Here is a 13001-nt window from a genome sequence, read left to right on the forward strand (position 1 = left end):
TAAAAAGCCCTTGATGGGCTTTTTATTTTGATGATTGATTAGAGGCTTTTTACACTTCTAAATTATCAATCAAACGCGTCACGCCCAATCGAGCCGCGGCCAAAATTACCAAAGGCTCATTAGCCAATACTTCTTGTGCTGTAGGCGCAAGCAAATCTTTTTGACGACGAATGGTCATATAATCAGGCGCCCAGCCATGCTCAGCTAAATGTTGCATGGCTGTATCTTCCAATTGCCTTAAATTTTGAGCCACTTGCTCTCGATTGGCGATTATTTGTGCGCGCATTTGATTCAACTGTGCGTATAAACGAGGGGCTTCTGCTCGTTCTTCACTCGATAAGTATTGATTCCTTGAAGATAAAGCCAAACCGTCTGCATCACGCACAGTTTCAGCCGCGATAATTTCCACAGGTAAAGCCAGTTGACGACACATGGCTCGAATAATCATCAGCTGCTGATAGTCTTTTTTGCCAAAGACAGCGACACGAGGCTGTACACATGAGAACAACTTAAGAACGACTGTGCACACGCCTTGAAAAAACCCAGGACGAAACTCGCCCTCTAAAATATCACCCAACTGTGTTGGGGGTTGAATGCGATATGTTTGTGGTTCTGGATATAAATCTTGTTCAGTTGGGGCAAACAAGGCGTAAACATGCTCCTTTTCCAAACGCATTGCATCCGATTGAAACGTACGAGGGTATTTGTCAAAATCCTCATTTGGCCCAAACTGCAATCGATTGACAAAAATACTGGCAACGACAGGGTCTCCATGTTTAGCGGCGAGGCGCATCAATGATAAATGACCTTCATGCAAATTGCCCATGGTCGGCACAAACGCAATGCGAGTTTGCCCACTCAGTTGAGCTCGAAGGTCTTCAATATGAGAAATAATGCGCATGTACATCCTTATAAAAACATGAATACAATTTGACTGTATTTAGCTACAGTACATTTGTTAGACACGGAACTGAAAACGTACCGCAACGTGCAACCTTGTCGCGGATAAAACTCGACAAATAAATTTTAAGCCCCTGTAAAGCCATGTTCAGGTTGCGGAAACGCGCCCGTTTTTACAGCCTGTACATACGCATCAATCGCTCCCGAAATGCTGGTTTGGCCTTGCATAAAATTTTTCACAAACTTGGCTTTTTTGCCTGGAAACACATCCAGCATGTCATATAAAACCAAAACTTGACCATCGGTATCTTTTCCTGCGCCAATACCGATACACACCATTTCAACCTGCTCGGTCACGTGTTTACCGACATGCATTGGCACTGCTTCAAGCACCAACATCGACGCGCCCGCCTCTTGCAAGACCAACGCCTCTTGGAGTAATTGAGCCGCAGCCGCCTCTGTTTTTGCCTGAACCTTAAAACCACCCAATTGATAGACAGACTGAGGCGTCAAACCCAAATGAGCACAAACAGGAATGCCATTGCGCACCAATGTACGCACGGTATCAGCCAACCACGCTCCGCCCTCAATTTTAACCATGTGCGCTCCAGCTTGCATCAGCTGGACGGCATGATGCAACGCGTCCTCGGTATTGCCGTAACTGCCAAACGGCATGTCGGCGACCACCCAAGCACGAGAGGTTGGGCGTGTGTATAAGCCTCGCAATACCGCTTTGGTGTGATAAATCATGTCTGCCATGCTCACAGGCAAAGTTGTGCGCTGCCCTTGAATGACATTACCAAGCGAATCACCGACCAATAAACAATCAACATGATGCAGGTCGAGCAATGCTGAAAAAGAGGCATCGTAGCAAGTGAGCATGGCTATTTTTTCACCATTCTTTTTCATTTCCTGTAGCGTAGTGAGCGAAATGGGTTTAATCGGTTTGGCAGTCTCGGTGACCGAGTTGACATGTCCATAAGCGGCTTGGTTCATCAGAAAAACCTTTAAAAAAATATTTTAATAACAATCTATTAGATAAAATTTGGGTTGTGATTCGTCAATCGACTGACATCTTGACCATTCACCAAAGGCAATAATTGAGATAAGACCTGAATCTTGCCATCGGCTGCCAGCCACGTCAACTCGGAGGCAATTTCAGCCAAGGGCAAAAGGACAAAACCTCGCTCACACATGCGTGGATGCGGCACTGTTAACCGCTCATCATGCAAGCAGGCATTACCATACAACAATATATCCATATCTAAGGTACGCGGGGCATTGCGATAACTGCGTTCACGTCCGTGTTCACTTTCGATTTGTTGTAATTCATCGAGCAATTCGTGTGCGGTTAATTCGGTTTCAAGCTGCACCACGGCATTGATGTAATTGGGGCCGTCAGCCCCATCACCCACTGGCGCACTGCCATAGAGTGACGAGACAGCAAGTACTTGCGTGTCATGCAATTGACCCAATGCGTGTATGGCAACACGTACGGTCTGAGTCGGCTCGCCTAAATTTGCGCCTAGACCAATATACGCACGTACTTTATTCATCGTTTACGCACTTTCGCCATGTGTTTGAGGCGTACCCATTGTGTCTTCTTTTGATTTTTTAGAATTGCTTTTACGGCGACGACGGCGTTTTTTAGCCTGCTCGCCGCCTCCACTCAATGTTGAGCCGCGCTTAATTGGTTGGCTGCGCAAAATTGCAACCGTTTTATCACGCATCTCTGGAGTTGCAAAGTGAAAATCCTCCCACCACTGGGCTAAAGGCAAGCCCTCTTCGCCCAAATGGCCCAATTGTGCCCGCAACAATAAAAAATCATAAGCGGCACGAAAACGCGGATGTTCGACCAAACCTATGGCTTGACGTGGCAAACGGCGCTCTAAACGGGGCTGCAAACTCCAAATTTCACGCATATCGGCCACAAAGCGTTTGGTGATTGTAATTTGCTCGTTATTTTGATTAACCACTTCTACAATCGCTTGGTCCAACGCAACAATAGAAGGCGAACCTTTGCTTTGAAAAAACTGCCAACGCTCTTCAATTTTGGGCCACATTAATGCGGCAAATAAAAAACCTGGCGAAATCGATTTATCCTCGTTCACCCGAGCATCGGTTTGTGCCAAAACACGATGTACCCACGCCGCGCCCTTCTCAGTTTGCATCACTTCGTGCAATACGGGCATTAAATAGCGAGTGAAATCATAGTCTTGCAGAGCATCCAAACTGGCGGCAGCATGACCTGTAGTGAAAAACTTCAAAGTTTCGTCAAACAATCTCGCCTGAGGAATATTGCCTAAAAGAGGCTTACAGCTCTCCATTGCATCTTCAGTGTATTCATCAACTGAAAAATCGAGCTTGGCCATGAAGCGCAGTACGCGCAACATACGCACGGGGTCTTCACGAAAACGCGTGACGGGGTCACCAATAATGCGCAACATGCTGTCAGCCAAATCCTGCACACCGCCATGAAAATCCAGCACGGTTTGATGTTTGACATCGTAATACAACGCATTGATTGACAAATCACGACGCACCGCGTCATCGGTCAAAGTGCCATAAACATTGTCACGCAAGACACGTCCATGCTCATCGACCTCTTGGTCATCCAAATCGGCAGAACGAAAAGTCGTCACTTCAATTAAGTCACGTTTGTGCTGCACATGCACAATGCGAAAACGCCGCCCAATAATGCGAGCACGACGAAATAATTTGACAACTTGCTCAGGCTTGGCATTGGTTGCGACATCAAAATCCTTGGGTTGCAAGCCTTGCATTAAATCCCGCACCGCTCCGCCGACAACATAGGCCTCAAACCCTGCATCCGTTAAAGTGCGTGTGACCATGACCGCCGCTTCCGGGATGTATTTTGGATTGATGCCATGTTTTTTTACAGGATACGCATTCGCCTTATGCGAAACGGTTTTCAATGACAGTTTTTTTCTCGGCACACGCGTATCTTCTTTAACGGATTTAGCCGCTGTGGTATGTTTTGTGTGACTGTTTTTGTCTTTTTTAGGCGCAAACAGTTGTTTAATAAATTTGGTAATCATAAGTCTCTATTGTTATGCGGCATATTCGCTGTGAAACAGCTCAATGAATGGCCAATGGCGCTTTTTAGCTTCCTGTGCGAGGCGTTCATCGGGATGAATCACAACAGGAAAAGTTGCTTGCTCCAACAAAGGTAAATCATTGATAGAGTCGCTATAAAAATAGCTGGCGGCAACGGTATCCAACGACAACCCTAAGCCCTCCAGCCAAGCATTCACATTGATGATTTTGCCACTTTGAAAATTAGGTGTGCCTGCGACTTTACCTGTGTAACGACCAGCCACCATCTCCGCTTGAGTGGCAATCAAGGTATCGAATCCTAAAGCCTTGGCTATGGGCGCCGTGACAAAGTCATTGGTCGCAGTCACCAACGCACACAAATGACCTGCGTCACGGTGTTTTTTAACCAAAGCAACCGCCTGCGGACGAATCATGGGAGCAATAATAGTCGCCATATACTCATCGCGCCATTCATTTAAAGTCATTAAATCGTTGTCCGCCAAAACTTTGAACGAAAATTCACAATACTCATAAATGTTCAATGTCCCAGCTTTATATTGTCCATAAAAATAATCGTTTTTACTCTCATAAAACGCATGATCCACATAACCGCGATCCACTAAGAACGAGCCCCAGCCATGATCAGAATCCCCTGGAATCAAGGTGTGATCCAAATCAAATAAGGCCACCGTTGGTGCTGTTATGGGTTTAGTTGTGTTCATCATGTAACCATTCTTTAAGAAGCGGCAAGGTCAACGCCCTTTGTCGTTCTAGACTATACGTGTCTAAATGTTGTAAAAAATTGTTTAACTGTGACAAGTCGCGAGTTAGGTGTCGCAACATATAAGGCACGACATCCGCCGACAAGGAGAGTCCCCGCTCTTGTGCACGCTGTTGCAAAACCTGCGCTTTATCTTCATCGGTCAAAGCATGCAATTGATAAACCAAATCCCACGCCAAACGTGTTTTTAGATCGGGCAAAAAATCAACGGGCAGATGGGCGGGGGCAACATCCGCCGCCAATACCAATACAGTGCCTTTATGCGCCCGCACATGATTATAGAGGTGAAACAGGGCTTTTTGTTGCGCTGCATCTAATAAATGTACATTATCAAGCACATAAATCCGCGCAGTCTCATCATAATTTTGGCCATCCAAAACTTGTGGTGTCAACCAAGCCGAGTGCGGCAAAAGTGCCAAGCTACTGAGCACATGAGTTTTACCTACGCCCGCTGCCCCCCAAAGGTACAATGCCGCGTGTGAAAATTCGCCTCGTGCCACTTCAGTCACTTGGGCCATGGCCTCGCCATTTTGCCCCACTATAAAATTATGCAGGCTCGGCTCATTAGACAAACTCAATGGCAAAGCCAATTGCGGGTGAATCATGGCGAAACCTTGCCTTCATTATAAAAAGAGCTTTCAAGATATTTTCTGCGCATCTGACGCATCAACACCACAATCACTGCGGATGCAGGCAAAGCAAAAATAATACCAACAAAACCAAATAAAGCACCAAAGACCATTAAAGCAAAAATCACCGCAACGGGCGAAAGACCAATGCGTTCACCAACCAAGCGTGGCGTGAGCACATAACTTTCCAAGACCTGCCCCACCCCATAAATAGCCAATACTGCAAAAAATGGAGTGTTAAACCCAAACTGCAACATCGCTGACAGCGCCCCAAGCAACAGCCCCAAACTAAAACCAATGTAAGGGACAATCACAAAACAACCCGTCAAAATACCAACCGAGACCGCCACATCCAATCCAGTCAAACTTAATGCAATTGCATAATAAGCCGCCAAGCTGACTATCAATAAAAATTGCCCACGAACATATTGAGACAACACGGCATCCATTTCGTCACCCAACAAAAACACTTCAGCACGCCAACGCACAGGAATCAAACGACGCCACATTTTGACTGTTGAAGGCCAATTCGCAAGTAAATAGTATGTAATCAGCGGTAACAACGCCACCCACGTCAAAATATTCAAAATCACTGAGCCACCTTTCATCAATACGCCAAAAACCTGATGGCTGATATTGGAGAAATTGACATTATCGACAACGAATTGGCTGATATGTTCAAACCACGCCGCGATATCACCATCACCAAAGGATGGAACGACATTTTTTACCGTCAACAATACCGAAGAGGACGTGATTGTGTGTTGTAAATTATCGAGCATCAACGGCAACCGAGCCTGCAAGACAATCAATTGCTGGCTTAAAATGGGCCAAGGAATAAAAGCCACTAAGAAAAATAGCAATAAAAAGCTCAACGAAGCCAAACCCGCTGCAAGCGAACGGCTCACCCCATGCACGCCCAGTTTTTTTACAATCGGATTAAGCAAATACGCCAACAAAGCTGCAAAACCAAATGGAATCAGGATGCTTTTTATCGTCCAGACCAACCAGAAAAACGCTACAATAACGGCCAAAGCCAACGCAGCCTTAACAATCTGTGTCCATTTCATATTTTTCCCCATTTTTTATCATTTGCCCCAACACAATCGGTACACACTCAGTCCACTGTACCCAAGGGGCGTATTTTATAGGAGTTTTAGGGCATCATGGTAGAACAAACATCAGGATTATCGTATAAAGACGCTGGGGTCGATATGGAGGCAGGCGACGCGCTGGTTGAACGCATCAAGCCTTTTGCAAAAAAAACCATGCGCGAAGGCGTATTAAACGGCATCGGCGGCTTTGGTGCATTGTTTGAAATTTCTAAAAAATACGACAACCCCGTACTCGTTTCGGGCACAGATGGTGTCGGCACAAAACTCAAACTCGCTTTTGAATGGGGCTTTCACGACACGGTCGGTATTGACTTGGTCGCCATGAGCGTCAATGACATTCTCGTTCAAGGCGCAGAACCTTTATTTTTTCTTGACTATTTCGCATGTGGCAAACTTGATGTCGATACAGCGGCCGATGTCATTAAAGGCATTGCATACGGTTGCGAGCAGTCCAATGCGGCACTGATTGGCGGCGAAACCGCCGAAATGCCGAGCATGTACCCAGACGGCGAATATGATTTAGCTGGCTTCGCGGTCGGCGCGGTTGAAAAATCCAAAATCATCACGGGAGCAGACATCAAAGCAGGCGATGTCGTGCTTGGTTTGCAATCCAATGGTGTTCACTCCAATGGCTTTTCATTGGTGCGCAAAATTTTGGATGTGTCAAAAGCAGATTTAAATCAGGAAGTGGGCGGAGTCAGTTTGAAAAAAGCCATCAGCGCACCCACACGCATTTATGTCAAACCGATTTTAGCTGCATTGCAGCACGTTACCATCAAAGGCATGGCCCACATCACAGGTGGCGGCTTGACCGAAAATGTGCCCCGTGTTTTGCCCGAAGGTACGCAAGCGGTACTCGAACGCTCAAAATGGACTTTACCTCCGCTTTTCCAATGGCTACAGCAAGCGGGCAATGTCGCCAATGATGAAATGCACCGTGTATTTAATTGCGGTATCGGCATGGTGCTGATTGTTGATGCTGCAGATGCGGACAAAACCGCTGAAATTTTACGTGAACACGGTGAAACCGTATTTAACATCGGACACATCCGCGAACTGCCAGCGGGTGAAGCACAAACGATTGTGGTGTAAAACATCAACCACTTGAAAGATGGGAAAGGCATCCATTGAATTTCCCATCGTCATTGGCCACACTTCTCACTCATTTGACCCACACTTTCAAAACACACTGCAAAGTAAAAATATGATTAAGCGTCTAACATCTTTGTGCATCGCAATTGCGCTGACGGCGTGCCAAAACGTACCAAGTTCGCAAGTTTCAACCAAAGCATGCACGGGTCAAAGTTCAACAGCACAAGCCATTTGTCTCGACCCCAACTGGGTTCTTGATGCCGTAGTCGATGGCAATGATGAAAAAAGCAAAGTGATGGTTGTCCTCACCATTGACGGTATTAAGGCACTTAAAGCGAAGGCCGATGCGATGGGCAACACGCCTATCGCCCTCCAAGTTGGATTTTATACTTTTGAATCGTATAACTCGCAGTCGCTCACCAGTGGTTTTTTGGTGCTTAAGCCTTTTCACAACAGAGAGGAAGCGAGCTACATCGTAGAAGAGTTGACGCACAAATAAAGGCTTGCAACAAAAAACTAATGATTCAATAATTATGAATAAAAATAAAAAAGCCGCGAATGCGGTTTTTTTCATTTATGCTGTCAGTTCACACGGGTCAATACATCTGATAAAAATAGAAACAAATAAAAACAAATAGAATCTTTTTTTAAACAGGATGAATACAAAATGACAGTCAATTTTTATTCACTCATGAGGAGTTATTTATGTCCATTGCACACCCCATTACGACTCAATACCATCACGCCCCACAATTTGAACGGGCGACTCTAGGTGGAGGTTGCTTCTGGTGCATCGAAGCTGTTTTTACCAGTCTAAAAGGCGTTATTGACGTTGAATCAGGTTACGCAGGCAGTGACTACCCTCACGCCAATTATCAAGCCGTATGCACTGGAAAAACGGGATTAGCCGAAGTGGTACAGATTCTGTTTGACCCAAGCATCATCAGCTACGAGCAACTATTGGCAGTGTTTTTTACCGTACACAACCCAACCACGCTTAACCAACAAGGCGCAGACAAAGGCACGCAATACCGCTCGGTGATTTTCACTCATTCAGCGGAGCAAGCCGCAATGGCTCGCGCAGCAGTATCGCACGCACAACAAGACTGGGATGCGCCGATTGTCACTCAAATTGAGACGTTTAATCACTACACTCGCGCTGAAGATGAGCATCAGGAATATTTTGCTCAACATCCGTTTCAAGGGTATTGCCAAGCCACAATTCCCCCTAAACTTGCAAAATTAAGAGCACAATACAACTCGCTTTTAAAATAAACTATTGAAATTAAAAACATCAATAGCTTTAAACTATTAATTGAATTAAAAAGCATCATTAGTCAAAACAAAAATAGACTGATATGATTCGTACATCAACTCTCATCGGAGTTGTTTATTTGACAAATACATTAAAGGAGTGAACATGAGCTTAGAAAATTTTGAAGGTAAAAAAGTACCCCAAGTCGATTTTAAATTACATGAAAATAATCAATGGGTCGCCACGAATAGTGCAGAGTTATTCGACAACAAAACGGTCGTGGTTTTTTCTTTGCCTGGTGCATTTACACCCACCTGTTCATCGACTCACTTACCCCGCTATGAAGAACTAGCCCCTGTCTTTAAAGCGCATGGTGTGGACAGCATTTTATGTGTATCGGTCAATGATGGTTTCGTCATGGAAGCATGGGGCAAAGACCAAAACGTTGCCGCTGTTCGTCCTATCGCTGACGGCAATGGTGAATTCACAGCGGGCATGGGCATGCTGGTTGACAAATCTGAGATTGGCTTTGGTAAACGTTCATGGCGTTATTCAATGCTGGTCAAAAACGGCGTTGTCGAAAAAATGTTCATTGAGCCCAACGAGCCAGGCGATCCATTTAAAGTATCTGATGCGGACACAATGCTCAATTACATCGCGCCCAATGCCACCAAACCAGAACAAGTTGCCCTATTCACTAAAGTCGGCTGTCCATTCTGTGAAAAAGCCAAAGAAGAACTTAAAGCGGCTGGTGTGAGTTATTTTGAAATGCCATTGGAAGATAATGTGCGTCAACGCTTGTTATCCGCAGTGGCAGGAAAAGCAACCTCTCCACAAATGTTCGTCAATGGTCATTTAGTGGGTGATGCCGCGGCCATTAGCGAATGGGTTAAAGCACGCGGTTAAGTCGCCCCTAAACGATATGCGTCATGTCTGTATTTTTCGATACAGACATCCATTTAAAAATGGGCTTTGGCCTCCCCCAGCTAAAGCGACGCATTTTTAAAATTTATACGCCAGCGCATGATTCAACGTGCTTTGACTTATAAAACCAATAACATATAAAGGAAGCAATTATGACCGTTTACCATACTGATGTCGCCGTCATTGGCGCAGGAACCGCAGGTTTAGCCGCCTACCGCCAATCCATCGCTCAAGGCGCAAATACTTTACTTATTGAAGGCGGTCCTTATGGCACTACCTGTGCGCGTGTTGGTTGCATGCCATCAAAATTATTAATTGCAGCGGCGGATGCTCACCATGCTTTAGGTCGTTTACCCGCATTTGGTATCGACTTACCCCACCCCCCGCTCATCAAAGGTGAGCGCGTGATGGCGCGTGTGCGCAATGAGCGCGACCGCTTTGTTGGTTTTGTGGTCGATGGCGTCAACAACATCCCCGACGAACACAAAATCCGAGGTTATGCACGCTTTGTAGACGAACACACTTTAAGCGTCAACCTCGAACAAGGTGGGCAAGCCACCATTCATGCCAAAACCATTGTCATTGCTTCTGGCTCAACCCCTGTTGTACCAGACATCCTCAAAAATGCAGGTGACCGCGTCATCATCAATGATGATGTGTTTAGCTGGAACACACTGCCTAAATCAGTACTTGTCGTAGGCGCAGGTGTCATTGGCCTAGAGCTGGGACAGGCTTTATCTTATTTAGGCGTTCGCGTGACTTTGTTGGGGCGCAATAATGGCATCGGCCACTTATCCGACCCTGTCGTGCGTGAATCGGCATTAAATGTCATCAAACACAGCATGGATTTTCAATCGGATGCGAGCCTTGAATCCGTTGGGCGCACTGAAAGCGGTGTGAAAGTGACCTACATTGACGACGCGGGGCAAACACAGCATCGCGAGTATGACTACATCCTCGCAGCGACTGGACGAGCCATCAACCTGAACTCTCTCAACTTCGCCGCAACCCAATTAACCCCACAAGCCAACGGCGTGCCTGCTTTTAACCGCCACACTCTACAAATCGGCAGCAGCCATCTGTTTATCGCAGGGGATGTCAATGCAGATGTACCCTTATTACACGAAGCCGCAGATGAAGGCGCTATCGCAGGCGCGAATGCCGCACGATTGGCATTGGGCAAGCCCGTAGAAGCTGGAGAGCGACGCTCACCCATCGCCGTGATTTTCAGCGAACCCAACATCGCTCACGCAGGCCAAATGTACAAAGAATTGGATTTAAGTAATACTGCGGTCGGTTCTGTCGACTTTAGTGACCAAGGTCGCTCACGCGTCATGCAAGTCAATCAAGGGGTCTTACGTGTTTATGGCGACATTGCCTCGGATCGTTTCTTGGGTGCAGAAATGGTGGGGCCTCGCAACGAGCACATCGCGCACTTACTCGCATGGTCACATCAAATGGGCTTGACTGTCACACAAATGCTTGCAATGCCTTTTTATCATCCCGTGATTGAAGAAGGCTTACGCACCGCACTGCGTGCTTTAGCTGCAAACATTAAACAAAAAAGCGCAATTGCACCTTGTGAGGCGCACTTGACTGTCGGTGACTAACAACTCCGCGATTGATATAAACAAAATCGCTAACGCAAAAAAGCTGAGAGCAATCTCAGCTTTTTCATATTGTAAATAAATAACACAAAAAGAATACAATTATCAATTGCCCTGATATATCAATATCTTTAAAATTAAAATACATTATTTAAAAGGACCATCATGCCCAACGTCATTACACACATCCCCTTGCTTGAAGATATTTTAGATTTATGGAAAGAACGCATCGGCAACGATTTTGAAGGCTATAAAAATCATGTCTACCGCATGCTAAATTTTTGTTTTTATTTACACCCAGCCACTGAAGAAGAACAAAAAAAGATGCTCATTGCAGCGGCTTTTCATGACATTGGCATTTGGAGCGACGGCACCGTTGATTACTTACCGCCCTCGCTCATTCAAGCGCGTTTGTATCTAGAAAAAAATGGCTTGTCGCACTGGGTTGAGGAAATATGTCTCATCATTGACGAACATCATAAATTCACGGCCGTTAAAAACGAAACTTTTCCACTCGTCGAGATTTTTCGCCGAGCTGACTTGGTTGACTTTTCACTTGGCATGGTCAAACATGGCGTACCCAAAAGCTTTATCAAACAAGTTAAAGCGGCTCTACCCAATGCGGGATTTCATAAACGTCTCATGCAGTTAACATGGCAACAAATCAAAAAAGAGCCATTTAACCCTGCACCCATGATGAAGTGGTGAGCGTTCGGGTATCGAACTCATGCATCGCATCAAGGGCACATCACGTGCCCTTTCTTGATAACGGCCCAAAATTAAATACACTAAACCCAATGGCCATTATGATTATTACTCTAAAGTAGAGGTTACATTTCATTCAGTTTACTGTACGCTGTGACTTATTTGATTCACTGTTGTATAGGTCATTTATGAGCTTTGAGCTTCTAATTCTTCTCGCTTGTGCCTTCTTTGTCATCGCCTTAGTCTACTCCAGTGTCGGCCACGCGGGTGCTTCAGGCTACCTGTCAGTGATGATATTGGCTGGCGTGGCTCCAGCCGTCATGCGCCCGACGGCTCTGAGCTTAAATATTGCGGTCTCGAGCTTAGTGTGCCTCCATTTGTGGCGTCATGGCCGAATGGATTGGCGTGCATTGTGGCCTTTTATTTTGTCTTCAATTCCTATGGCGGCACTGGGTGGCTCAATGAAGTTGAGTGACAAAACCTATTTAAACTGGCTGGCAATTGTCATGGTGTTGTCGTCAATCTTGTTATTTTTGCGCACGCGCGAACACACGCCCAATGTCGAACAACGTGCACACATTCATCCCGTGTTAGCCTTATGTATTGGCGGCATCATCGGGCTGCTTTCTGGCATCACGGGAACGGGCGGCGGAATTTTTCTCAGTCCCATTTTAATTTTATTTGGTTTGGCGGGCGTGCGGACAACGGCCGCCATTTCAGCCCCATTTATATTATTCAACTCAATTTCAGGTTTGAGCGGCAATGTCCTCTCAGCCCATTATTTACCCGATGGCATTTCTGTTTTGATGGCGGTGGTATTGGTGGGCGGATTTATCGGCGCGCGCTTGGGCACTCACGTGTTATCGGCAAAAGTTTTATTGCGCGTTTTAAGCGGCGTCATGCTTTTTTCTGCTTCTAAACTTATTTTGGGCTAAC

14 protein-coding genes are annotated in these 13001 nt (G+C 45.9%); 7 read left to right on the forward strand and 7 right to left on the reverse strand.

The genetic code is table 11. The features are described from left to right. Positions 1 to 49: 49 nt before the first annotated feature. The 7 genes from panC to DFR44_RS01485 all read right to left on the reverse strand — a co-directional run bounded on the left by panC (position 50) and on the right by DFR44_RS01485 (position 6437). A complete protein-coding gene (panC, locus tag DFR44_RS01455; RefSeq protein WP_133618938.1) occupies positions 50 to 901 on the reverse strand; it encodes a pantoate--beta-alanine ligase in 852 nt (283 codons plus the stop codon). Between the two features lie 125 nt (positions 902 to 1026). Further along, complete coding sequence (gene panB / locus DFR44_RS01460) at positions 1027 to 1896, reverse strand: 3-methyl-2-oxobutanoate hydroxymethyltransferase (protein ID WP_133618939.1); 870 nt, start codon at positions 1894 to 1896, stop codon at positions 1027 to 1029. A gap of 38 nt (positions 1897 to 1934) precedes the next feature. Further along, complete coding sequence (gene folK / locus DFR44_RS01465) at positions 1935 to 2456, reverse strand: 2-amino-4-hydroxy-6-hydroxymethyldihydropteridine diphosphokinase (protein WP_133618940.1); 522 nt, start codon at positions 2454 to 2456, stop codon at positions 1935 to 1937. 3 nt (positions 2457 to 2459) lie between these two features. Beyond that, complete coding sequence (gene pcnB / locus DFR44_RS01470) at positions 2460 to 3959, reverse strand: polynucleotide adenylyltransferase PcnB (protein WP_133618941.1); 1500 nt, start codon at positions 3957 to 3959, stop codon at positions 2460 to 2462. A gap of 12 nt (positions 3960 to 3971) precedes the next feature. After that, a complete protein-coding gene (locus DFR44_RS01475) occupies positions 3972 to 4682 on the reverse strand; it encodes a histidinol-phosphatase (RefSeq protein WP_246012015.1) in 711 nt (236 codons plus the stop codon). After that, on the reverse strand, positions 4666 to 5343 hold the full coding sequence (gene hda, locus DFR44_RS01480) for a DnaA regulatory inactivator Hda (protein WP_133618942.1): 678 nt from the start codon (positions 5341 to 5343) through the stop codon (positions 4666 to 4668). Before hda ends, DFR44_RS01475 begins: the two co-directional genes overlap by 17 nt. Then, the gene (locus DFR44_RS01485) at positions 5340 to 6437 is read right to left on the reverse strand and encodes an AI-2E family transporter (RefSeq protein ID WP_162845113.1); all 1098 of its coding nucleotides are present in this window, start codon (positions 6435 to 6437) and stop codon (positions 5340 to 5342) included. Before DFR44_RS01485 ends, hda begins: the two co-directional genes overlap by 4 nt. A gap of 96 nt (positions 6438 to 6533) precedes the next feature. Between DFR44_RS01485 and purM the strand changes: the two genes are divergently transcribed. The 7 genes from purM (at position 6534) to DFR44_RS01520 (ending at position 13000) form a co-directional block, all read left to right on the forward strand. Further along, positions 6534 to 7574 (forward strand): phosphoribosylformylglycinamidine cyclo-ligase, encoded by a 1041-nt coding sequence (gene purM, locus DFR44_RS01490; protein ID WP_133618944.1) that lies wholly within the window; start codon positions 6534 to 6536, stop codon positions 7572 to 7574. A gap of 19 nt (positions 7575 to 7593) precedes the next feature. Next, positions 7594 to 8073 (forward strand): hypothetical protein, encoded by a 480-nt coding sequence (locus tag DFR44_RS01495; RefSeq protein WP_162845114.1) that lies wholly within the window; start codon positions 7594 to 7596, stop codon positions 8071 to 8073. 206 nt (positions 8074 to 8279) lie between these two features. After that, positions 8280 to 8849, forward strand: coding sequence for a peptide-methionine (S)-S-oxide reductase MsrA (gene msrA / locus DFR44_RS01500; protein WP_133618946.1), 570 nt, complete (start codon positions 8280 to 8282; stop codon positions 8847 to 8849). Between the two features lie 145 nt (positions 8850 to 8994). Continuing rightward, entirely contained in the window at positions 8995 to 9735 is a 741-nt protein-coding gene (locus tag DFR44_RS01505; protein ID WP_133618947.1) for a glutathione peroxidase, read from the forward strand. A 170-nt stretch (positions 9736 to 9905) separates the two neighbouring features. Then, positions 9906 to 11363 (forward strand): dihydrolipoyl dehydrogenase, encoded by a 1458-nt coding sequence (locus tag DFR44_RS01510; RefSeq protein ID WP_133618948.1) that lies wholly within the window; start codon positions 9906 to 9908, stop codon positions 11361 to 11363. Positions 11364 to 11525: 162 nt separating this feature from the next. Continuing rightward, positions 11526 to 12068, forward strand: coding sequence for an HD domain-containing protein (locus DFR44_RS01515; RefSeq protein ID WP_133618949.1), 543 nt, complete (start codon positions 11526 to 11528; stop codon positions 12066 to 12068). 185 nt (positions 12069 to 12253) lie between these two features. After that, positions 12254 to 13000 (forward strand): sulfite exporter TauE/SafE family protein, encoded by a 747-nt coding sequence (locus DFR44_RS01520; protein ID WP_133618950.1) that lies wholly within the window; start codon positions 12254 to 12256, stop codon positions 12998 to 13000. Position 13001 lies beyond the last annotated feature (1 nt).

It is taken from the genome of Hydromonas duriensis (assembly GCF_004363775.1).
In the GTDB taxonomy this organism is placed as follows: domain Bacteria; phylum Pseudomonadota; class Gammaproteobacteria; order Burkholderiales; family Burkholderiaceae; genus Hydromonas; species Hydromonas duriensis.

Coding starts and splice junctions, on each gene's coding strand:
- panC (WP_133618938.1), bottom strand. CDS start 901: ATGCGCATTATTTCTCATATTGAAGACCTTCGAGCTCAACTGAGTGGG.
- panB (WP_133618939.1), bottom strand. CDS start 1,896: ATGAACCAAGCCGCTTATGGACATGTCAACTCGGTCACCGAGACTGCC.
- folK (WP_133618940.1), bottom strand. CDS start 2,456: ATGAATAAAGTACGTGCGTATATTGGTCTAGGCGCAAATTTAGGCGAG.
- pcnB (WP_133618941.1), bottom strand. CDS start 3,959: ATGATTACCAAATTTATTAAACAACTGTTTGCGCCTAAAAAAGACAAA.
- DFR44_RS01475 (WP_246012015.1), bottom strand. CDS start 4,682: ATGATGAACACAACTAAACCCATAACAGCACCAACGGTGGCCTTATTT.
- hda (WP_133618942.1), bottom strand. CDS start 5,343: ATGATTCACCCGCAATTGGCTTTGCCATTGAGTTTGTCTAATGAGCCG.
- DFR44_RS01485 (WP_162845113.1), bottom strand. CDS start 6,437: ATGAAATGGACACAGATTGTTAAGGCTGCGTTGGCTTTGGCCGTTATT.
- purM (WP_133618944.1), top strand. CDS start 6,534: ATGGTAGAACAAACATCAGGATTATCGTATAAAGACGCTGGGGTCGAT.
- DFR44_RS01495 (WP_162845114.1), top strand. CDS start 7,594: ATGGGAAAGGCATCCATTGAATTTCCCATCGTCATTGGCCACACTTCT.
- msrA (WP_133618946.1), top strand. CDS start 8,280: ATGTCCATTGCACACCCCATTACGACTCAATACCATCACGCCCCACAA.
- DFR44_RS01505 (WP_133618947.1), top strand. CDS start 8,995: ATGAGCTTAGAAAATTTTGAAGGTAAAAAAGTACCCCAAGTCGATTTT.
- DFR44_RS01510 (WP_133618948.1), top strand. CDS start 9,906: ATGACCGTTTACCATACTGATGTCGCCGTCATTGGCGCAGGAACCGCA.
- DFR44_RS01515 (WP_133618949.1), top strand. CDS start 11,526: ATGCCCAACGTCATTACACACATCCCCTTGCTTGAAGATATTTTAGAT.
- DFR44_RS01520 (WP_133618950.1), top strand. CDS start 12,254: ATGAGCTTTGAGCTTCTAATTCTTCTCGCTTGTGCCTTCTTTGTCATC.